Origin of the sequence: Amycolatopsis ponsaeliensis, from assembly GCF_030182635.1 — a bacterium.
In the GTDB taxonomy this organism is placed as follows: domain Bacteria; phylum Actinomycetota; class Actinomycetes; order Mycobacteriales; family Pseudonocardiaceae; genus Amycolatopsis; species Amycolatopsis ponsaeliensis.
In genome coordinates this window covers 129,435-149,882 of sequence record NZ_JAPZLD010000019.1, presented here as the reverse complement: position 1 = coordinate 149,882, position 20,448 = coordinate 129,435, and the positions used below count along the sequence as shown (strand labels likewise).

The window sequence follows — 20,448 nt, the reverse complement described above, 5'->3', positions numbered from 1 at the left end:
GCGCACCTTGGCGAAATTTTAACGTCTCTTTGTCACGGACCGTTATGGCGGTCGCCACACGTCGTACCGGTGGTGGGTCACACGGTGTGCTCATAGCATGCCAATCGACAACGAAGTCCGAGACAAAGGAAGACAGAGTTGTGAGCACCTCTACCGAGGTCCAGCAGGACACGAGGTTCTTCGGGCACCCACGAGGGCTGGCGAACCTCTTCGGCGTGGAGATGTGGGAGCGCTTCTCCTACTACGGGATGCTCGGCATCCTGCCGATCTACCTCTACTACAAGGTCGAACAAGGCGGCCTTGGCCTGGCGCAGGAGTCCGCGCTCGGCATCGTCGGCGCGTACGGCGGCCTGGTCTACCTCTCCGCCGTCATCGGCGCCTGGGTCGCCGACCGGCTGCTCGGCTCCGAACGCACGCTGTTCTACAGCGCCGTGCTGATCATGATCGGCCACATCAGCCTGGCGCTGCTGCCGGGCCTGGGCGGCATCGGCGTCGGCCTGGTCTGCGTCGCGGTCGGCAGTGGCGGGCTGAAGTCCAACGCGACGGCGATCGTCGGCACGCTCTACGCCGAAGGCGACGAGCGGCGCGACGCCGGCTTCACGATCTTCTACATGGGCGTCAACCTCGGCGGTTTCGTCGGGCCGCTGCTGACCGGGCTCGCGCAGACGGAGGTCGGCTTCCACCTCGGCTTCGGCCTCGCCGCGATCGGCATGGCGCTCGGCCTGATCCAGTACACGTTCGGCCGCAAGAACCTCGGCGACAAGGCCAAGGAGGTGCCGAACCCGCTGCCGTCGTCGCAGCGCGCGCTCGCGGTCGGCGCCGCTCTTCTGCTGGTCGCCGCGATCGTGGTGCTGGTGCTGACCGGCGTCGTCAACCCCGGCAACCTCGCCGACGTCGTCGTGTGGGTGGTCGGCGTGATCTCGGTGATCTACTTCCTGGTCATCCTGACCAGCAGCAAGATCACCGGCGACGAACGCAGCCGGGTGTTCTCGTTCATCCCGATGTTCATCGCCAGCGCGGTGTTCTTCTCGCTCTACCAGCAGCAGTTCACAGTCGTCGCGGCCTACACCGACCAGCGGCTGAACCGGAGCCTGTTCGGCTGGGAGCTGCCGGTGTCCTGGGTCAACTCGATCAACCCGGTGTTCATCATCGTGTTCGCCCCGGTGCTGGCGGCGCTGTGGACGAAGCTCGGCGAGCGCCAGCCGTCGACGCCGATGAAGTTCGTCCTCGGCACGGTGCTGATGGGCGCGGCGTTCCTGCTGTTCCTGCCGATGGTGGGCAGCGGCAAGAACGCGAGCCCGATGCTCGCGATGGTCGGCATCCTGTTCGTCTTCACGATCGCCGAGCTGTGCCTCTCCCCGGTCGGGCTGTCGCTGTCGACGAAGCTCGCGCCGGAGGCGTTCCGGACTCAGATGGTCGCGCTGAACTTCCTGTCGATCTCGTTCGGCACCGCGATGTCCGGCAAGCTCGCCGAGTACTACTCGGTCGACGACGAAGCGCCGTACTTCAGCACGGTCGGCGGGGTCGCGATCGGCGTCGGCATCCTGCTGTTTCTGGGCATCCCCTTCATCCGCAAGCTGATGAAGGGCGTTCACTAGCCCACGGTGACGCCGAAGATCACCCCGACGAAGTAGGTCACCACCATCGTGAGGGCGCCGACCCCGACGTTGCGCAGGATCGCGCGCCCCACGTTCGCGTCGCCGAGCCTCGCGCTGACCCACCCGGTCAGCGTGAGGCCGACGACGACCGCGGCCGCGCACGCCCACACCCGCAGGGAGACGCCGGCCCAGGCGATGGACAGGATCGGCAGCAGCGCGCCGACCGAGAACGCGAGCAGCGACGCCCAGGCCGCCTGCCACGGGCTCGTCAGGTTGTCCGGGTCGATGCCGAGCTCGGCCTCCGCGTGCGCGTGCAGGGCGTCCTTTTCGGTCAGTTCGCGAGCGACCTGGGCGGCCAGTTCAGGCGAAAGGCCCTTTTCCTCGTAAATCCCCGCCAGCTCGCGCTCCTCGGCCTCCGGCATCGTCTTGAGCTCCTGCTTTTCCAGCCGGAGCAAGGCCTGTTCGGTGTCGCGCTGGGTGCTCACGGAGACGTATTCCCCGCCGGCCATGGAAAACGCGCCGGCGACGAGCCCGGCGATTCCGGCGGTGAGGATCGTGGTGTTTTCGGTGGTCGCGCCGGCGACGCCGACGACGATGCCGGCGACGGACACGATCCCGTCGTTCGCCCCGAGAACCCCGGCCCGCAGCCAGTTCAGTTTTCCGCCCACGTCCTGGTGCGGTTCGTGCGCGGCGTGCTCCACGGCGTCACCGTCAATCGTTTCGGTCACGAGACCAGTGAAACACGAACGGAGAATCGTGGCGAGACCTCCGATTTGGGTCAGGTTCGCCTAATTAACGCGTGCCTAACCTAAGCGAGTCCTGTGTGGACTCAGCGGTTCTGGGTCATCATGGGCGGCATGGACGAGCAAGTGTGGCAGCCGCTGAAGACGGTGGAGGGCCTGCCGCTCCGGGGCGGCGAGGGCCGTTTCCGGCTGCTGGAGACGGCCGAGAGCGGCCTGGCGTACCTGATCCACTACCCGGCCGGCGTGGCGTCCCCGACCCACGCGCACGACCACGACTCGATCGTCTACGTCCTGTCGGGCAAGCTGCGGGGCGCGGTGGACGGCGCCGAGGCGGTGCTGGAGCCGGGGGACTCGGTGCTGCACCCGCGCGGGGTGGGCCACCACGTGGAGGCCCTGACGGACTCGATGTGGGTCGAGTTCAAGTCACCCCTGCCCGGACGCCCGCCGATCGCCTGAACCGTGTCGACCCTTCAATCACGCATGTCGACCCTCTGATCACGCGAGCCGACCCTCCAAGTACGCGAGCCGACTGTCCGGGTACGCGAGCCGACCCCCGGAAAGCGGAAACGCCCGGCCCCGCTCGAGGCGGAACCGGGCGTCTCCTGGGATGAAGCTCAGGCGTCCAGCTCGGCGAGGGCCTGCTTGGCCTTCTCGAGCTCGGCTTCGAGCGCGGCGACCTTCGCGGCCTGCGCTTCGCGGGCCTGGTTGATCACCTCGTCGATCGGGCCGGACAGGTCGGAGTGCAGCTCCTTCGCCGCGCGCGACACCGCGGCGGCGGGGATCTCCAGGCCCTTCGCGACCCACTTGGAGCCGTTCTTCAGCTCGGCCTGCCACTCGCCATCGGCGGTGCCGGTGACGGTCAGGATCAGCTCGACCGTGCGGGTCTTCTTCGCCGTCGACGCGGTCGCCGCACCCTTCGGGCGGCCACGCTTCGGCTTGGGGGCCTCTTCGGCGGCGGGCTCGGCCGGAGCCGAGTCCTCCGAAGCGGCCGGGGACGCGGACTCGGTGACGGTCGTCGCCTCGGCGGCGGGAACGTCGGTGGCCGGCGCCTCGGTGGTCGCCGGAGCTTCGGCCGTTTCCTCGTCGTGCGTCAGGACATCCACGGTCATCGTCGTGTCGTCTCCTTGCCCGGGAAGGGGGTGTGGTTCGCGGCACAGTGTAGAACATGCGTTCGAAGTGTGCCGCTCGGGGGGTTCATGAAAGAACCCTCCCGGCGCGAAGCCGGAAGGGCTCTGACAAGAGGAACGCTAGCTCACTCCTCGGACTTGCCCGACTTCAGGCCCGACGAGATCAGGTCCATCACCGACGAGTCGGCCAGCGTGGTGACGTCGCCGACCTGCCGGTTCTCCGCGACGTCGCGGAGCAGGCGGCGCATGATCTTGCCCGAGCGCGTCTTCGGCAGCTCCGGCACGACCATGATCTGCCGCGGCTTCGCGATCGGCCCGATCTCCTTCGCGACGTGGTTGCGCAGCGCCTGGATGGCCTCCTCGCCGCCGTCGACGGCGTTGCCGCGGAGGATGACGAACGCGACGATGCCCTGGCCGGTCGTCGGGTCGGTCGCGCCGACGACCGCGGCCTCGGCCACCGTCGGGTGCGAAACCAGCGCCGACTCGACCTCGGTCGTCGAGATGCGGTGGCCGGACACGTTCATCACGTCGTCGACGCGGCCGAGCAGCCAGATGTCGCCGTCGTTGTCGTACTTCGCGCCGTCGCCGGCGAAGTAGAAGCCCTGGTCCTTGAACCGCGACCAGTAGGTGTCCCGGAAGCGCTCCTCGTCGCCCCAGACACCGCGCAGCATCGACGGCCACGGCTTGTCGAGCACCAGGTACCCGCCGCCGCCGTGGGCGACCTCGGTGCCGGTGTCGTCGACGACCTTCGCGGAGATGCCCGGCAGCGCCTTCTGCGCGGACCCCGGCTTGGTCGAGGTGACGCCCGGCAGCGGCGAGATCATGATCGCGCCGGTCTCGGTCTGCCACCACGTGTCGACGATCGGCGCCTTGCCCGCGCCGATGTTCTCGCGGTACCAGATCCACGCCTCGGGGTTGATCGGCTCGCCGACCGAGCCCAGCACCCGCAGCGACGACAGGTCGTGCTTCTCCGGGATTTCCGCGCCCCACTTCATGAAGGTGCGGATCAGCGTCGGCGCCGTGTAGTAGATGGAGACCTTGTACTTCTGGACGATCTCCCAGTGCCGGCCCTCGTGCGGGGTGTTCGGCGTGCCTTCGTAGACGACCTGCGTGACGCGGTTGGCGAGCGGGCCGTAGACGATGTAGCTGTGGCCGGTGATCCAGCCGATGTCGGCGGTGCACCAGTAGACGTCTTCGCCGGCCTTGTGGTCGAAGACGTTGTGGTGCGTGTACGCCGTCTGCGTCAGGTAGCCGCCGGAAGTGTGCAGGATGCCCTTCGGCTTCCCGGTCGTCCCGGACGTGTAGAGGATGAACAGCGGGTGCTCGCTGTCGAACGCCTCGGGAGTGTGCTCTTCGGACTGTTCGCCGACGAGTTCGTGCCACCAGAGGTCGCGGCCGTCGGTCCACGGGACGTCGCCCTCGAGCTTGTCGCCGGTGCGCTTCACGACGATGACCTTCTCGACGGTCTCGGCGCCTTCGAGCGCTTCGTCGACATTGGCCTTCATCGGCGCGGCCTTGCCGCGGCGGAACTGGCCGTCGGAGGTGATCACGATCTTCGCGGCGGCGTCGTCGACGCGGGCCCGCAGCGCGGTCGGCGAGAAGCCGCCGAAGACCACGTTGTGCAGCACGCCGATCCGCGCGCACGCGAGCATCGCGAAGATGGCCTCGGGAACCATCTGCAGCTGGATCGCCACGACGTCGCCGGCGGTGACGCCCAGCGACGTGAGTGCGTTGGCGGCCTTGGAAACCTCGGTCTTCAGCTCGGCGTAGGTGATGTCCCGCGTGTCACCCGGCTCGCCGACCCAGTGGATCGCGACCTGGTCGCCGTGCCCGGACTCGACGTGGCGGTCGACGCAGTTGTACGCGACGTTCAGCTTGCCGCCGACGAACCACTTCGCGAAGGGCGCATTGGTCCAGTCCAGTACCGTGGTCCACTTCGTGTCCCACGTCAGCCGCTCCGCCTGCTTCGCCCAGAACGCTTCGCGATCGGCGTCCGCCTCGGCGTAGAGATCGGCCTTCGCATTGGCCTGGCCAGCGAATTCGTCACTGGGCGGGAACGTGCGGCTCTCGGTGAGCAGGTTGTCCAGGGCTGGGGACTGCTCGGTCATGGTTGCAAGGCCTCCTGTAGTGCGCCGACATGACGGCTAGCGGCACGCTAGCGACGTTAGTCCGCCTTGTAAAAGGTTGCACCCACGTTGCCCCGCCGTTTCACCGAGCCAGGCGAGACCCGGTGACTAAGCGTTCGTTCAGCCGGGCCTTGGCCGCCGGCCACTCCGGCGCGAGCATCGAATAGGTGACGGTGTCGCGTGACGAGCCGTCCGGCCGGATCCGGTGCGCGCGCAGCACGCCCTCGCGAAGCGCGCCAAGCCGTTCGATGGCGCGTTGCGAGCGCAGGTTGCGGATGTCGGTCTCCCAGCAGACCCGTTGCGCGTCAAGGGTTTCGAACGCGTGGGTGAGCAGGAGCAGCTTCGATTCGGTGTTCAGCCCGGTGCGTTGCCAGTCCGCGCCGATCCAGGTGTGCCCGATCGAGAGGATCCGGTGCTTCTCGACGACCTGGTAGTACGACGTCGTCCCGGCGACGCGGCCGGACGCGACGTCGATCTGCGCGAAGGGCCGCCGGTCGGGGTCGGCGAGCGCGTCTTCGACCATCCGCTCGGCCGCGGGAAGATCGCCCGGCTGCCGGATGCTCAGCCACGCCCAGATGCCCGGGTCGGCGCCGGCCTCGAACAGGCCCTTGGCGTGCTCGGCCGTCAGCGGTTCCAGACGGACGTGCTCGCCGGACAGGGTTGGCGGGGTGCTCCAGTCACTCACAGGACCACCGTAAAGCCGTCATTGGCCGTTCGTGATAGCCAATTTCGGAGCATTTCTGAAGACCACTTCGGCGTTGCCTATGCTCGGCTGACCACGACGAAGGGCGAGATCGATGGCCGAAGAGCGGGAAGAGCTGAGCTGGGAGCTGTTCGGCACGGCGAGCCGTGAACTGGCTCACACCATCGCCGACGACGGCTTCGCGCCGGACCTCATCCTGTCCATCGCGCGCGGCGGGCTGTTCGTCGCCGGCGCGCTCGGCTACGCGCTCGACGTGAAGAACCTGCACGTGATGAACGTCGAGTTCTACACCGGCGTCGACCAGCGCCTCGACCTCCCGGTGGTGCTGCCGCCGGTGCCCAACGTCGTCGACCTGACGAGCAAGAAGGTGCTGATCGCCGACGACGTCGCCGACACCGGCGCCACGCTCAAGCTGGTGCGCGACTTCTGCGTCGAGCACGTCGCCGAGGTGCGCTCGGCCGTCGTCTACGAAAAGCCGCACTCCACGGTCAAGTGCGAGTACGTCTGGCGGCACACCGACCGCTGGATCAACTTCCCGTGGTCGGTGCTGCCGCCCGTGGTCTCCCGCGAAGGCCAGGTGCTCGATGCCTGATCCGCTCAAGCCGCTCCTCGACCTCGAAGGCGTCGCGGCGGCCGCGAAGTCCGCACAGGACGCGGTGTTCGCGGTCCACCGCCTCCCCGCCAACCTCCGCGGCGGCGCGGCGACGGCGGCCGAAGCGTCGGTCCGCGCGGCTCGCGCGTCGGCCGGCATCGAAGGCGCGAACCCGGAACTGCCCGCCGACGGCGCGGTCGCCGACCCGATCCTCGCCGGCTCGCTGCGCGTCGCGGAGACGTTGGAGACGCTGCTCCCGACGTGGCGCCGGGCACCGATGCAGGCACTGGCCCGCCTGCACGTCCTGGCCGCGGCGGACCTCGTCGACGACCCGGATGCGTTGGGGCGCCCGCATTCCGGCGGTGGCCGGCTGGAGATGCTCGCTCAGCTGGTGACGGGCGCGACGTCCGTGCCGGGCCCGGTCTTGACGGCCGTCGTGCACGGGGAACTGCTGGCACTCAAGCCTTTCGGCAGCGCGGACGGCGTCGTGGCCCGCGCTGCCGCCCGCCTGACGATGGTCGCGACGGGCCTGGATCCGAAGGCCTTGAGCATCCCCGAAGTCGCGTACTTCCGTCGCGTGCCCAAGTACTTGGAGACCGCGGAAGGGTTCGCGAGCGGGACGCCCGAAGGCGTACGCGCGTGGCTGCTCTTCTGCTGCGAAGCATTCGAAGCGGGCGCGCGCGAAGCGAAGAGCATCTCCGACGCGGCGTCTTAACGGGACAGTTTTGCCGACCACTTCTCTTCGATCCGCCCGAACCGCCACACCGCCAGCGCGATGACCCACGTCAGCACGAACAGCCCGACGATCCCGAAGCCGACGTAGTCCAGGTCCACCGACGCGATCGCGGCCAGCGGCCCCGACGTGATGTCCAGCTTCTCGGCGAGGATCGACACCAGCTCGATCGTGCCGATGACGAACGCGACGGCGACCGACAACGTCGTCACCGTGATGTTGTAGAAGATCTTGCGCACCGGCTTCGCGAACGCCCAGCCGTAGGCGAAGTTCATGAAGCAGCCGTCCACCGTGTCGAACAGGCTCATCCCGGCGGCGAACAGGATCGGCAGCACGAGGATCGCGTACCAGGGCAGGGCGAACGTGGCGGCGCCGGCGGCGAGCACCAGCAGCCCGATCTCGGTCGCCGTGTCGAAGCCGAGGCCGAACAGCACGCCGACGGGGTAGATGTGCCACGGCTTGCGCACGGACTTCGTCGCGCCGCGCAGCAGGCGGTTCATCACGCCGCGGTTGTTCAGCTGGTGCTCCAGCGCGGCCTCGTCGAACTCGCCGTGGCGCATCCGCCGGAACACCCGCAGGATGCCGATCAGCACGACGAGGTTCAGGATCGCGATCACGTACAGGAACACGCCGGACACCGACGTCCCGATGATGCCGGTCGCGTCGTGCAACGCCGACGAGCCGTCCTCGACCTGCCCGGCCAGCGCGCGGACACCGAGGGAAAGCAGCAGGCACAGCGCGAAGACGATCGTCGAGTGCCCGAGGGAGAACCAGAACCCGACCGACAGCGGCCGCTGGCCGTCGGCCATCAGCTTGCGGGTGGTGTTGTCGATCGCGGCGATGTGGTCGGCGTCGAACGCGTGCCGCATGCCGAGGGTGAACGCCGTGACGCCGAGGCCGATCCCGAAGACACCGGACGCGCCCAGCGCGTAGTGCTGGGGTGCGACGAAGACCGCCAGCACCACCCAGCCCACGACGTTGAGGAGCAGGATGAACCCGGCCATCCCGCCGATCGACACCCACTCGCGGCGCGAAAGCCCGCGCCGCGAGTCCTCTGTGCCGGCCATCGCCACCCGCCTTCCCTCATCTGAGAGGTTAGACAGGTGAACAGATGAACGGCAATGAATCTCAGCTAGCGCGCACTCGCACCAGATCCAACGCCTTCCGGACGTGCCCACCGGAGACGTGCAGCGCCTTCGCCGCGCTCTTGACGTCCTCCCCGGAGAGCAAGTGCACCAGCGCCACCTTGAGGTCGCCCCCGGCCTCGGTCAGCGCGTCCGAGCAGTCCGCCATCGTCATGCCGGTGGCTTCCTGCAGGATCCGGATGGTCCGGCCGCGCAGCTTCGCGTTCGTCGCCCGCATGCTGACCATCAGGTTCGAGTAGGTGCGGCCCAGCTTGATCATCGTCGCCGTGGAGAACGACGTGAGGATCATCTTCTGCGCCGTGCCCGCCTTCATCCGGGTCGACCCGGCGATCGCCTCCGGGCCGGTGTCGACGGCGATGAGCACGTCGACGCCCGCCGGCTTGGCGGCCTTCGCGTTGCCCGACACCAGCCCGGTGTGGGCGCCCTGGCGCGACGCGGCCAGCAGCGCGCCCAAGACGTACGGCGTCCTGCCCGACGCCGTCAGCCCCAGCACGAAGTCGCCCGGCTGGACCATGGCGGCCATCTCGGCCGCGCCGGCCCCGTCGTCGTCCTCCGCGTTTTCGACGGCCTGGCGCAATGCGCGCTCGCCGCCGGCGTGGTGCGCGATGAACCAGTCCGCCGGCACGTTGAACGTCGGCACGAGCTCGGCCGCGTCCAGCGTGGCCAGCCGCCCGGACGTCCCCGCGCCGACGTAGTGCACCCGGCCGCCCGCCCGCAGGGCGTCGACCGCGTAGTCCACCGCGCGGGCCACCTGCGGCAGCACCTCGGCCACGGCGCCGGCGACCGTGCGGTCCTCGGCGTTGATCGCGCCCAGGATCCCCGCGGTGGACATCAGGTCGATGTCCGTGGTGCGGGGATTGCGGGTCTCGGTCGGCGAATCGACGTGCACCGCCTGCGTGGGGACGGTCATCATGCGCCTCACTTTTTCCGTCATTACTTGCCGGTTTCCCGCGGACGGCGACGGCCGTCCGGCCTGACCCCCAAGCGGTGCGAGCCGACCGCGTCCCGGGTGGCGTCCAGAGCGTTGACCGACGCGTCCATGTGCCGCTGCGCGACGCCGATGAACAGGCAGTCGATGACCGTGAGCTGGGCGATGCGGCTCGCCGTGGCCCCCGAGCGGAACGTGGTTTCCCGCGCCGCCGTGGTCAAAACGTAGTCGGCCACCTCGGTGATCGGGGACCGCGGGAAGTTCGTCACGGCGATGGTGATCGCGCCGTGCTCCCGGGCCACCCGCAGCGCCTCGACGGTGTCGGTGGTCGCCCCGGTGTGCGAGACGCCGATCGCGACGTCTCCCGGGCTCAGCACCGCGGCCGAGGTCAGCATGATGTGCGTGTCCGACCACGAGAAGCACACGCGGCCGATGCGGTGCAGCTTCTGCTGCAGGTCCGCGGCGACGAACGCGCTGGCGCCCACGCCGTAGACGTCCGCGCGGCCGGCGCTCGCGACGACCTCGATCACGCGCTCCAGCGTGGCGACGTCGAGCTGGTCGGCCGTCTCTTCGACGGCACGCGCGTCGGCGAAGCTGACCTTCCCGATGACGGCCGCCAGGTCGTCGTCGGGTCCGATCTCGCCGCCGAGGTTGCGCGTGGTGCGCGCCTCGGTGCGAGCGGTGTCCGCGGCCAGCGCGATGCGCAGCTGCGGATACCCGCCGACGCCGACCGCCTTGCAGAAGCGCGTCACCGTCGTTTCACTCGTGTTCGCGGCCAAGGCGACTTCGGTGATGCTGCGTCTCGCGACGTGCGCGGGATCCTCCAGCACCACCTTCGCCACGCGCTGCTCGGCGCGGGCCAGGCCGGGGAGCAAGGACCGAATCCGCACCAGCGGGCTTGAGTCCGCGTCCCGTACGGCCGTCTGGACCGCTACGGCTTCGGACGGTGCCGCGCCGACTACGGATTCGGTATCACTCACCGTCGGAAAGTTACTAACCGTTGGCATCTGCGACAAGGCTACCCACACCCTTCGGTCGGATCGCAACCCGTCCGTGTCTGCGGATCTGGATTTGCGATTAATCACTGACCAGAAAGTCGCCAACCAGGTCGGTCTTGTTAACGAGGTCAAGCTAACGACTTGGCAACTTAGTGTCGCGGTGCAAACGGCAAAGGGACGGTTAACTGGGCCGGAAGTTCGACGGCGTGCGACAGGCCTGTCACCGTGCGCTCAACTGCCAACCCTCTGCGACGAAAACGGCGGGGTTCCGTTCACCGTCGAGGAGTGAACGGCCGCTCTCGGTGACTTTCACACCGTCGACCGAAACACCGCGGCCCGTGTAACTCGGATCGGTGCTGTAACGCCACCTGAGGCTCACCGACGCGCCCTGGGGCAGCGCGCCGCTCGCCTTCCACCAGGCACGGTGCCCGTGTCCGGAGAGCGACATCACATCTCCGGAGGGTGCGCCCGGCCCGGAAACCGATAGCGCGATCGGTTGCCAGTTCACCCCGTCGGTGGACGCTTGCAGCTGTAATGGATCAGTACTTCCCTCGGTGTCCACGAAGGCGTAAAAGGACACCCGTGCTTGATCACTTTGCGTAGTAAACGGGCGGGTACTCAGCGTGGCGGCGCTCGCGTTACCCAGCGTGCTCGTCCACGCGTCCTTCCCGACCTTGGGTTTGACGGCCATCGCCCTGGCCAGCGACGTCGCCCACACCTGGCGCGCGGTGTTGATCGAGCCCCAGTTCCGGCTCGGGTGCACGCGGTTGGTCAGCAGGATCGCGAAGGAGCGCGACTCGGGGTCGATGACCAGCGTCGTCCCGGTGAAGCCGGTGTGCCCGGCGGTGACCGGGGAGGCCAGCGCGCCCATGTACCAGGGCTGGTCGAGCTCGAAGCCCAGGCCGTGCGCGTCGTCCGGGAACTGCTGGTTGTAGTTCGTCAGCATCATCTGCCGCACGGTGTCCTCGCCGAGGATCCGGTGCCCGCGGTAGCTGCCGCCGTTGAGCATCGTCTGGGCGAGGACGGCCATGTCGTTCGCGGTGCTGAACACCCCGGCGTGCCCGGCGACGCCGCCGAGCGACCACGCGTTCTCGTCGTGCACGCTGCCGCGCACCATCCCGCGCGGCGGGTTGGCCTCGTACTCCGTCGCGGCGATCCGGTTCAGCTTCGACGCGGGCGGGTTGTACCCGGTGTCGACCATGCCCAGGGGCGCGGTGATCCGGTCGTGGACCACCTTGTCCAGCGACTGCCCGGTCAGCTTCTCGACGATGAAGCCGAGGGTGAGCAGGTTGATGTCGGAGTAGAGGTAGGTCGTGCCTGGCTTGTTCTTCAGCGGGCTGTCGAGCACCGCCTGCCGGCGGGACGGGATGTCGGGGTAGCCGGCCCACAGCGACGGGATCGGGTCGGCGTCGAACCCGGAGACATGCGTGAGCAGCATCTTGATCGTGATGGCTGCCTTGTCGCCGGTGGCGAACTCCGGGAAGAACCGGCTCACCGGGGTGTCGATGGTGAGCTGACCGCGTTCGACGAGCTGCAGCACGGCGATCGAAGTGAACAGCTTCGAGATCGACGCCATGTCGAAGATGGTGTCGTTGCGCATCGGGACCTGCTGGTCGGCGGGCAGTTCGGTGCCCGCGGCGTCGGCGTATCGCAGGGCGCCGCCGACGGCGTACCGGTCGACGACCACGCCGTCGTGGGCCAGCAGGCCGACGGCGCCGGAGAAGTGCGGGTGCCCGGTGGCGTCCGGCTTCGTCCAGCTCGCGAGGAAGTCCTCGGCGGCCTTGATCGGTGCCGGATCGAGGTTGGCCTCCTTCGGCTTGCCGTCGCGCAGCGTCGTCCACAGCGAGGCGAACCCCTGCTGCGGCCGGTCGAAGCGGCCCGCTTCGTCGTGGCGTCCGGTGATGGCGCTGGCTCCCGAGGTCAACGTGGTCAGCGCGACCAGCACTCCGGTGGCCGCGGCGAGGACCTTCCTAGCACGCACGAGTTCTCCCTCAGCGGTAGAGCAGGTAGCGACGACGTTTCCGGTCGAACTCGGCCAGCTCGGCCCGCCAGGCCCCGGTGACCTCGTCGACGCCCGCGCCTGCGTCGACCATCGTCCGGAGCCGGTCGGAGCCAGAGAGCTTGTCGATGTAGTTGTCGGGGCGCCAGGCGAAGACGTCCGGGTGCAGCGCCTTCGCCGTGACGAGCATGGCGACCGCGGTGCGGATCGCGTCGAAGGCCCGCGGGTCGTCGACGCTGACCTGCACGCCTCCGCAGGTCTGGTTGACGAACTTGCTGAACGTCGGCACGAAGTAGATCTCGCGGAACCGGGCGCCGGGCAGCGCGAGGTCCTCGAGCTTCTCGCGCCAGCTCCAGTCGAGCCCGGGCGCGCCGATGATCTCGAACGGCCGGGTCGTGCCGCGGCCCTCGGAGAACACCGTGCCTTCGAACATGCCGGTGCCCGGGTAGACGAGCGCCGTGTCCGGCGTCGGCATGTTCGGGCTCGGCAGCACCCAGTTCAGCCCGGTCTGCGCGAAGAGCGTGTCGCGCTGCCAGCCGCGTACCTGGACGACGTCGAGACGCTCCAGCTTCACGCCTTCGGCGGGCAGGAACTCTTCGGCGAAGAAGCGCGCCAGCTCGCCGACGGTCATACCGTGCTGCTGGACGATCGCCTTCTTCCCGATGCCCGAGGAGAACTTCGGGTCGAGCAGCGGGCCGGCCGCCCGGCCGCCGATCGGGTTCGGCCGGTCGAGCACGACGAAGGCGGCTTTGACCTGCGCCGCGGCCACCATCGCCGTGTAGAGCGACCAGATGTAGGTGTAGAAGCGCGCGCCGACGTCGGCGATGTCGAAGACGACCGTGTCGACGCCTGCCTTGGTGAACAGCGAAGCGAGCTTCGTCGCGTCGACGCCGTACGCGTCGTACACCGGCACGTCGGTGCGCGGGTCGGTGTAGTCGCCTTCGGAGCCGCCGGCCTGCGCGCTGCCGCGGAAGCCGTGCTCGGGCCCGAAGGCCGCGACCGGCTTCACGCCGGCCGCGACCATCGAGTCGACGATGTGGTCGCCGTTCAGCAGGACCCCGGTCGGGTTCGACAGGACGCCGAGCTTGCGGCCCGCGAAGGACCGCCAGCCCTGCGCGGCCAGCTGCTCGGCGCCGGTGAGGACGCGGCCGGGGTGTGCCTGGGCCTGCTGCGGTGCCGGTGTCTCGGGCTGGGCCCCGGCGACGGCCGAGCCGCCCGCCAGGGCCGGGACCGCGAGCGCTCCCGCGCCGAGGAAGTGGCGCCGGTTCAGGTTCACCAGGTCAGCCCGTGGCCGAAGGGGTACTTCACGGTGTGCACGTCGGCCCCCGCCGGGATGTCGACCGGCAGCTTCCCGGTCGGCTTCGTCTCGCCGAGGATCACCTTCGCCAGTGCTTCCAGCGTCGGCCCGATGTAGCCGTAGGTCGCCAGCCAGGTCTTGACCGTGGACGCGTAACCCGCGTCGTAGGGGATCTGCGCGGCGACCGCGACGACCGGCTTGCCGGTGGCCTGCAGGGCGTCGAGGAGCTTGGTCTGCAGCGGGAAGCCGCCGATGTTGTTGGTCAGCACGACGACGAGGTCGGCGTTCTTGGCGTTCGCGACCGCTTGCGCGATCTGGGCGTCCGTCGGGGCCTGACCGGTCTGGTACGCCGTCGCGGCCGTCCCGTGGGCGGTCAGCTTCTGCGCGAGCGTCGTCGTCGTGGCGACGCCCCAGCCGGTCACGAGCGCCGTGGCGGGCTTCTGCTTCAGCGGGAGGACACCGGCGTCGTTCGCGACGGCCGTGATGCCGCGGTCGGCGATGTCCTGCGCCGTCTTGAGGTTCGCCGGCGTGCCGACCGTCTTCATCACGCGGTTCGGGTCGACGAACGGCGAGAAGAGGATGCCGCGCTCGAACTTCAGCTTCAGCACGCGCAGCACGCTCTGGTCGATCCGCTGCATCGGGATCTCACCGGACTTCACCGCGGCGAGCACGGAGTTGATGGCGACGTCGAGGTGCACCGGCATGAGCAGCTGGTCGACGCCGGCCTTGAGCGCGAGGACCGGGATCTCGGCGTCGCTGTGCATCTCGCGCACGCCCTGCATTTCGAGGGAGTCGGTGATGACGACGCCCTGGTAGCCCAGCTCGCCCCGCAGCTTGCCGGTGACTATCGGCTTCGACAGCGTCGCCGGCTCCAGCGACGGGTCGAGGCTCGGGAACTGGATGTGCGCGGTCATGATCGAGTCGATGCCGGCCTTGATGGCGGCCTTGAACGGCGGCACGTCGGTGGCCCGCCACTGGTCTTCGGTGCTGTCGATCCGCGGCAGCCCGGTGTGGCTGTCGGTCGGGGCGGCGCCGTGGCCGGGGAAGTGCTTCGAGGTGGCCGCGACGGACTTCTGGAAGCCCTTGATCTCGGCGGTGACGAAGTCGCTGGCCAGGCCGGGCTGCCCGGCGAAGGACCGGACGCCGATGACCGGGTTGACGGGGTTGGAGTTGACGTCCGAATCGGGCGCGAAGTCCTGGTTGATCCCGACGGCCCGCAGTTCCTGGCCGAGGATGGTGGCGGCCTTCGTCGCGCGGCCGGTGTCGCGCCCGGCCGAGATGGCCATCGCGTTGGGGAACTCGGTGGCCGGCGCGCCCATCCGGGTCACCGTGCCACCTTCCTGGTCGGCGCCGATCTGCAGCGGGATGTGCGCCCCGCTGCCGATGGCGGCCTTCTGGAGGCCGTTGGACAGCTTCGCGACCTGCACGGGGTCGTCGAAGTTGTCGCGCGAGTCGTTGTTGAAGTAGATGACGCCGCCGAGGTGGTACTTCCGGATCACCTGCGCCGCGGTGTCGACCCCGAAGTCCGTCTGGTTCTTCGGGTTCACCTCGTCGGCCGACTTGCCGTTCACCCAGGTGACGAACAGCTGCCCGACCTTCTGCTCGAGCGTCAGCCCGCGCAGCGCCTGTGTCGCCGCGGCCTCCGCCTGCGCGTCCGCGCTCAACCGCGGTGCGCTCGCCGCGGTCGCGACACCCACACCGGTGAGGGCGAGCACCCCCGCGACGGGCAGGGCGAGCGCATGGAACCTCCGATTTCGGGTCGTCACGACCAGCCTCCCAGAAAAGTTGCGGGCGCTCGGCGGACGTCAGAAGTCCACTCGGAAGCGCCAGTATCGGGAAGCTACTCACCGAATCCGTCGATGTCCATCGGCCGACCGCACCAACGTCCCGTTTTTACCCGTATCGTTAATAAAGCCGCCTTTCGCATGGTGCATGGGGGCCTATCGGGGGGGGTGCCCCGCCTGCCCCGGAATTAAAAGGAGGGGGCGCCCGTGGCATTGGGCCGAGGGGCGCCGCCTGCAAGCGCGAACTTCTCGGGCGACCAAGCGTGCAACTCTGGTCGTACCTACATGGACTCGGCGTGTGGCGTCCCACTACGCAGTCCCTAGACGACGAGCCTCCCGCGGCGCGCTGCGCGTGGGTACCCGGAGTCCGCGCACGGAGATTCGCCGGGGTGGAACAGGCTTCTCTTCTACCTGCTCCCTGGCCGAACGAACGTCCGCACTTACTTTCTACGCCGTGAGCCCGGTCACTTCAAGTGCGCGGATGGGTGCACCGGTACAGAGGCTGGATCGGGTGACACGGGCACCCTGCGCGACGGACAATTCGGGGCTGGGCCAAGCAAAAGCGGACGCCGTACGGCCGTGTGGGTGGCGGCCCGGCCGGCTATCGGGACCGACGGCGACGATTGAGGCCGTACCAGGTCGCTCCGGCGGCCACCGCGCCGACGCCGAGGGCCACCATTCCCGCCGATCGTGTCGGGATCCGGCTGCGCAGCGACATGGGCCGGTCGAAGGCCAGGATCGGCCAGCCGCGGTCCAGGGCCTCGCGCCGCAGGAGCTTGTCCGGGTTGACCGCGTGCGGGTGCCCGACGACCTCCAGCAGCGGGATATCGGTGCTCGAGTCGGTGTAGGCGAAGCACTCGGCGAGGTCGTACCCGTGGGTAGCGGCGAGTTGCTTCGCGGCAACGGCTTTGTTGGCGCCGTAGCAGTAGAAGTCGACTTCGCCGGAGTAGCGGCCGTCCACGATCTGCATCCGCGTGGCCACGCTCCGGGTCGCGCCGAGCATTTCCGCCACCGGCGCGACGACCTCCTCGCCGGTCGCCGACAGCACGATGACGTCGTGCCCGTCCTCGCGGTGGCGCGCGATCAGCTCCGCCGCCTCCACGTACACGAGCGGGTCGACGACGTCGTGCAGGGTTTCGCGGACGATCGCCGAAACCTGCGCGACGTCCCAGCCGGCGCACAACGCGGAAACCTCGGCCCGGAGCCGCTCGGTCTTGTTCTCGTCGGCGCCGGCGAGTGAGAACACCAGCTGCGCGTAGGCACTGCGCAACGCGGCGCGACGGTTGATCAATCCTTCTTTGAGCAATGGTTTGCTGAACGCCAGCGCACTCGACGAGGCGATGATCGTCTTGTCCAGGTCGAAGAACGCGGCCACCGCGTGCTCCGGGCCCGGCTTCCGGATGCGCGGGAGCGCGCTGCTCGGTTCGGCCACGTGCCCAGGATAAGAGCTTGATCGCGGCGCGTCCCGTTGATCCACCACCTGCGTGCCGTGTCGGACGGAAAATCCATGACAGGAAGGCACTTCCGGGGCGCTGTGCCGTTATCGAACTGTGTGCCTCGCCCGGCGCGCGAACCGGCTACCGGCGGAGTTACAGTGAGGGAGTCCGGTGTCCAACCGGGCCGGTTCAGTCCGACCCCCCGGGGCTGAACCCACGGCGGCCCCCGTCCCTCCCCCCTGGCGGGGGCCGCCCTCTTACCTCTCGGTTCGCGCCTCTCGGCGCCGGCGGCTTGCCTTCCGCTTACCTTTCTCGATTCCGTTTTCCCGGGCCGGATCATCGTTTCTTCGGCGCGGGAAATCTTCGAACGCGGGTATTCCCCGCATTTTCCGCCGCACGTGCGTCGCGGGCGGGCGCGATCCTGTCACAGCCCACCGACGGAACCGGCGCGCGAGCCGTCCGCGGGACGGCAGTTGTCCACAACACCCCGGTTGTCCACAGCCGCCCGTCCGCCCCGTTGCGCCCCCGAGCCCCCCACCGCGACGGTGGAACCCGGGCCACCCACGGCCCGCACCGACGACGGGGGAGGAACGCATGACGGGGGAACGACCGATCGTGGTCGCCGCGGACGAAACGGTGCTCGACGAGATCCTGCGCGTGGCCGCGGTCGCGGGCTGCGAGTTCGACCGGGCACCGGACCTGACGGCGGCCCGCGCGCACTGGGCCCGGGCACCGCTGGTGGTGCTCGACGAAGAAGCCGCGCGGCTTTCGCCGGTCTTGCCCCGGCGGGGCGGGATCCTCCTGGTCTGCAAGGGCAGCCCGGGGACGACGACGTGGGAGCACGCGTTCCGCGTCGGCGTTGAGCGCGTGATCTCGTTACCGGACGAGGAGTCCGAGCTGGCGAGTGCCTTCGCCGACATCGTCGAGACCCCGGCGGAGGAGGCGGGCCTGGTACTCGCCGTGGTCGGCGGCCGGGGCGGCGCGGGCGCGTCGGTCTTCGCCGCGACGCTGGCACTGGCGGCCGACCGGGAACCGGGCGGCGCCCTGCTGGTGGACTGCGACCCGCTGGGCGGCGGCCTGGACTTGTTGCTGGGCCTGGAAAAGACGCCGGGGCCGCGCTGGTCGGAGGTGCGGCTGAGCGGCCGCGTGTCCGTACCGGCGCTGGCAGCGGCACTCCCGCAACGAAGACATCGAGGCGGCAGCCTGCCGGTGCTGGCGTGCGGCCGGGAGGGCGAAGGTCCAGCGGTCGAGTCCCTGTCGGCGGTCCTCGCGGCCGGCCGGCGAGCGGGCCGCACGGTGATCTGCGACCTCCCGCGCACCCTGGGCGACGCGGCGGCGGAAGCGGTCGCCGTAGCCGACCTGGTGGTGCTGGTGGTGCCGGTGGAGTTCCGCGCCTGCATGGCGGCGAAGCAGGTGCTGCGGCCCTTGTCGCAACTGACGGCCCGCCTGGGTGTGGTCGCGTGTGGACGGTCCCGCGCCGGCGTCTCGCCCGTCCGGACGGCGGGGCTCCTCGGCCCGCCCCTGCTGGCGTCGATGGCACCGGAGCGAGGCTTACCGGTGGCGATCGAACGCGGCGAGTTCCCGGCCAAGCCATCCGGCCCCCTGGCAACGGCGGCCGCGGACGTCTTGGCAGTAGCCCGCCGCGAGGCCCGGGCGGCAGCCCGATGAGCACCCCGCTCCGCCCGCCGGGACCCCCGATCAGGGTGTCCGAACTCCTGCTGCCCACGCTCCTGACCCTGGCCGGCCGCGGTCCGGTAAGTGCGGCGAGCTTCCTGGCGGTGCTAGCGGGCACCCGCGTGACCGCCGCTGGCGCCCGGACCGGGGCGGTGAAACGGTGATCGCCGACTTCGTGGACTGCGCTTTGGCCGGCTGTGGCCCGGTGAGTGCGGCGAACTCCCCAGCCATGCCGGTCGGCACCCCGGGTGACCGCCGGCCGCATCCGGAAGGCGGCGAATCGGTGGCTATCGACTTCGTGGACCTCGCCCCGGCTGGCTACAGCCCGGTGAGTGCGGCGAGCTTCCTGGCCGTGCTGGCGGGCACCCGTGTGACCGCCGCCCGCACCCGGACCAAGGCAGTGAACCCATGACCACCGACTTCGTCGACCGCGTCCGCAATCGCCTCGCCGGCGACCGCCGCCAGGCCGACCCGGTCGCCGTCGCGACGGCGGTCCGCGCCGAAGCCGGCGGCGCTCTGGGCCACGACGCGGTGCTCGACGCGGCCCGCCGAGCCCGCGACGAGTTCGTCGGCGCCGGCCCGCTGGCCCCGCTCCTCGAGAACCCGGTGACGACCGACGTGCTCGTCACCGGCCCGGCCGAGGTCTGGACAGACGGCCCGGAAGGCCTGACCCGCACCTGCATCACATTCGACGGCGAAGAAGCAGTCCGCCGCCTGGCCCAGCGCCTCGCACTCGCGGCAGGCCGCCGGCTCGACGACGCACAGCCCTATGTGGACGGCTGGCTACCTGGCAACGGTCCCCACGGCCGCATCCGGGTGCACGCCGTCCTTCCCCCGGTCGCGGCCGGCGGCACCTGCTTGTCCCTGCGCGTCCTCCGCCCGGCGACGCACGACCTCTCGACGCTGCAGGAGCTCGGCGCGTTCGACGCGAACGGCGCGAAGCTGCTGGAGACGGTCGTTACGCGACGAATGGCATTCCTCGTCACCGGCGGCACCGGCGCGGGCAAGACGACGCTCCTCGCCGCGCTGCTCGGCGCGGTCGACCCGGCCGAGCGGATCGTCTGCGTCGAGGACGCGGGCGAGCTGCAGCCCGCGCACCCGCAGTTCGTCAGCCTCGTCGCCCGCCCGGCCAATGTGGAGGGTGCGGGCGCGGTGGGCCTGCCGGAGCTCGTCCGCCAGGCGCTGCGCATGCGTCCCGACCGGCTGGTGGTGGGCGAGGTCCGCGGCGCCGAGGTCGGCGCCCTGCTCGCGGCCTTGAACACGGGCCACGACGGCGGCGCGTGCACGGTCCACGCGAACTCACCGGCCGAGGTACCGGCCCGCATCGAGGCCCTGGCGGCACTGGGCGGCCTCGGTCGCGATGCGGTGCACAGCCAGCTGGTCGCGGCGATCCGGGTGGTCCTCCACATGCGACGCGAGCCCGGTGGCCGCCGCCGGCTCGCGGAGGTCGGCGTGCTCCGCGCGGAACGCGGCCGGGCACGAGTGGTCCCGGTGTGGCGCGCGGGCCGCTGGACGGTCGACCGCCATCTGTTCGTCACGACGGGGGCGATCGCATGCTGATCCTG

18 protein-coding genes are annotated in these 20,448 nt (G+C 69.7%); 7 read left to right on the top strand and 11 right to left on the bottom strand.

All coding sequences use genetic code 11. The annotated features are described in order from the left end of the window. Window positions 1–140: 140 nt before the first annotated feature. A complete protein-coding gene (locus QQ657_RS27435; protein ID WP_284745133.1) occupies window positions 141–1,598 on the top strand; it encodes a peptide MFS transporter in 1,458 nt (485 codons plus the stop codon). Here the strand turns inward: QQ657_RS27435 and QQ657_RS27430 are convergent. Further along, complete coding sequence (locus QQ657_RS27430) at window positions 1,595–2,326, bottom strand: VIT1/CCC1 transporter family protein (RefSeq protein WP_284745132.1); 732 nt, start codon at window positions 2,324–2,326, stop codon at window positions 1,595–1,597. The two genes, QQ657_RS27435 and QQ657_RS27430, sit on opposite strands and share 4 nt — an antisense overlap. 129 nt (window positions 2,327–2,455) lie before the next feature. Between QQ657_RS27430 and QQ657_RS27425 the strand changes: the two genes are divergently transcribed. Continuing rightward, window positions 2,456–2,797, top strand: a complete 342-nt coding sequence (locus QQ657_RS27425) for a cupin domain-containing protein (RefSeq protein WP_284745131.1) — start codon at window positions 2,456–2,458, stop codon at window positions 2,795–2,797. Window positions 2,798–2,955: 158 nt separating this feature from the next. Here QQ657_RS27425 and QQ657_RS27420 read toward each other — a convergent pair whose 3' ends face one another. The 3 genes from QQ657_RS27420 to QQ657_RS27410 form a co-directional block, all read right to left on the bottom strand. Next, window positions 2,956–3,450 carry a DUF6319 family protein gene (locus QQ657_RS27420; RefSeq protein WP_284745130.1) on the bottom strand — a complete coding sequence of 165 codons (495 nt, stop codon included), beginning with the start codon at window positions 3,448–3,450 and terminating at the stop codon, window positions 2,956–2,958. 143 nt (window positions 3,451–3,593) lie between these two features. Then, window positions 3,594–5,576, bottom strand: a complete 1,983-nt coding sequence (acs, locus tag QQ657_RS27415; RefSeq protein ID WP_284745129.1) for an acetate--CoA ligase — start codon at window positions 5,574–5,576, stop codon at window positions 3,594–3,596. 100 nt (window positions 5,577–5,676) lie between these two features. Beyond that, window positions 5,677–6,279: a GNAT family N-acetyltransferase gene (locus QQ657_RS27410; protein ID WP_284745128.1), complete on the bottom strand. Its 603-nt coding sequence runs from the start codon at window positions 6,277–6,279 to the stop codon at window positions 5,677–5,679. 112 nt (window positions 6,280–6,391) lie between these two features. Between QQ657_RS27410 and QQ657_RS27405 the strand changes: the two genes are divergently transcribed. Both QQ657_RS27405 and QQ657_RS27400 read left to right on the top strand, forming a co-directional pair. Further along, window positions 6,392–6,889 (top strand): phosphoribosyltransferase, encoded by a 498-nt coding sequence (locus tag QQ657_RS27405; RefSeq protein WP_284745127.1) that lies wholly within the window; start codon window positions 6,392–6,394, stop codon window positions 6,887–6,889. Continuing rightward, entirely contained in the window at window positions 6,882–7,604 is a 723-nt protein-coding gene (locus QQ657_RS27400) for a Fic family protein (protein WP_284745126.1), read from the top strand. The genes QQ657_RS27405 and QQ657_RS27400 overlap by 8 nt, the downstream gene beginning before the upstream one ends. Here the strand turns inward: QQ657_RS27400 and nicT are convergent. The 7 genes from nicT to QQ657_RS27365 all read right to left on the bottom strand — a co-directional run bounded on the left by nicT (window position 7,601) and on the right by QQ657_RS27365 (window position 17,205). Then, a complete protein-coding gene (gene nicT / locus QQ657_RS27395) occupies window positions 7,601–8,689 on the bottom strand; it encodes a Nickel transporter NicT (RefSeq protein WP_284745125.1) in 1,089 nt (362 codons plus the stop codon). The genes QQ657_RS27400 and nicT overlap by 4 nt on opposite strands. Window positions 8,690–8,750: 61 nt before the next feature. After that, window positions 8,751–9,680: an N-acetylmuramic acid 6-phosphate etherase gene (locus tag QQ657_RS27390; protein WP_284745124.1), complete on the bottom strand. Its 930-nt coding sequence runs from the start codon at window positions 9,678–9,680 to the stop codon at window positions 8,751–8,753. Window positions 9,681–9,700: 20 nt separating this feature from the next. Continuing rightward, window positions 9,701–10,702 carry a MurR/RpiR family transcriptional regulator gene (locus QQ657_RS27385; RefSeq protein ID WP_284745123.1) on the bottom strand — a complete coding sequence of 334 codons (1,002 nt, stop codon included), beginning with the start codon at window positions 10,700–10,702 and terminating at the stop codon, window positions 9,701–9,703. A 211-nt stretch (window positions 10,703–10,913) separates the two neighbouring features. Then, complete coding sequence (locus QQ657_RS27380) at window positions 10,914–12,638, bottom strand: serine hydrolase domain-containing protein (RefSeq protein WP_284745190.1); 1,725 nt, start codon at window positions 12,636–12,638, stop codon at window positions 10,914–10,916. Between the two features lie 46 nt (window positions 12,639–12,684). Then, on the bottom strand, window positions 12,685–13,968 hold the full coding sequence (locus QQ657_RS27375; protein ID WP_284745122.1) for an exo-beta-N-acetylmuramidase NamZ family protein: 1,284 nt from the start codon (window positions 13,966–13,968) through the stop codon (window positions 12,685–12,687). Next, a complete protein-coding gene (locus QQ657_RS27370; protein ID WP_284745189.1) occupies window positions 13,965–15,704 on the bottom strand; it encodes a glycoside hydrolase family 3 protein in 1,740 nt (579 codons plus the stop codon). Before QQ657_RS27370 ends, QQ657_RS27375 begins: the two co-directional genes overlap by 4 nt. A 670-nt stretch (window positions 15,705–16,374) precedes the next feature. Beyond that, window positions 16,375–17,205: an HAD family hydrolase gene (locus tag QQ657_RS27365; protein WP_284745121.1), complete on the bottom strand. Its 831-nt coding sequence runs from the start codon at window positions 17,203–17,205 to the stop codon at window positions 16,375–16,377. A gap of 598 nt (window positions 17,206–17,803) precedes the next feature. Here QQ657_RS27365 and ssd point away from each other — a divergent pair. The 3 genes from ssd (at window position 17,804) to QQ657_RS27350 (ending at window position 20,443) form a co-directional block, all read left to right on the top strand. Then, a complete protein-coding gene (gene ssd, locus QQ657_RS27360) occupies window positions 17,804–18,877 on the top strand; it encodes a septum site-determining protein Ssd (protein ID WP_284745120.1) in 1,074 nt (357 codons plus the stop codon). Between the two features lie 166 nt (window positions 18,878–19,043). Beyond that, a complete protein-coding gene (locus tag QQ657_RS27355; RefSeq protein WP_284745119.1) occupies window positions 19,044–19,295 on the top strand; it encodes a hypothetical protein in 252 nt (83 codons plus the stop codon). Then, on the top strand, window positions 19,292–20,443 hold the full coding sequence (locus QQ657_RS27350; protein WP_284745118.1) for a TadA family conjugal transfer-associated ATPase: 1,152 nt from the start codon (window positions 19,292–19,294) through the stop codon (window positions 20,441–20,443). Before QQ657_RS27355 ends, QQ657_RS27350 begins: the two co-directional genes overlap by 4 nt. Window positions 20,444–20,448: the final 5 nt, after the last annotated feature.

What these genes read in the sequence shown, in the direction of transcription:
- ssd (WP_284745120.1), top strand. Translation starts at nt 17,804, where the DNA reads ATGACGGGGGAACGACCGATCGTGGTCGCCGCGGACGAAACGGTGCTC.
- QQ657_RS27405 (WP_284745127.1), top strand. Translation starts at nt 6,392, where the DNA reads ATGGCCGAAGAGCGGGAAGAGCTGAGCTGGGAGCTGTTCGGCACGGCG.
- nicT (WP_284745125.1), bottom strand. Translation starts at nt 8,689, where the DNA reads ATGGCCGGCACAGAGGACTCGCGGCGCGGGCTTTCGCGCCGCGAGTGG.
- QQ657_RS27400 (WP_284745126.1), top strand. Translation starts at nt 6,882, where the DNA reads ATGCCTGATCCGCTCAAGCCGCTCCTCGACCTCGAAGGCGTCGCGGCG.
- QQ657_RS27350 (WP_284745118.1), top strand. Translation starts at nt 19,292, where the DNA reads ATGACCACCGACTTCGTCGACCGCGTCCGCAATCGCCTCGCCGGCGAC.
- QQ657_RS27385 (WP_284745123.1), bottom strand. Translation starts at nt 10,702, where the DNA reads ATGCCAACGGTTAGTAACTTTCCGACGGTGAGTGATACCGAATCCGTA.
- acs (WP_284745129.1), bottom strand. Translation starts at nt 5,576, where the DNA reads ATGACCGAGCAGTCCCCAGCCCTGGACAACCTGCTCACCGAGAGCCGC.
- QQ657_RS27425 (WP_284745131.1), top strand. Translation starts at nt 2,456, where the DNA reads ATGGACGAGCAAGTGTGGCAGCCGCTGAAGACGGTGGAGGGCCTGCCG.
- QQ657_RS27420 (WP_284745130.1), bottom strand. Translation starts at nt 3,450, where the DNA reads ATGACCGTGGATGTCCTGACGCACGACGAGGAAACGGCCGAAGCTCCG.
- QQ657_RS27390 (WP_284745124.1), bottom strand. Translation starts at nt 9,680, where the DNA reads ATGATGACCGTCCCCACGCAGGCGGTGCACGTCGATTCGCCGACCGAG.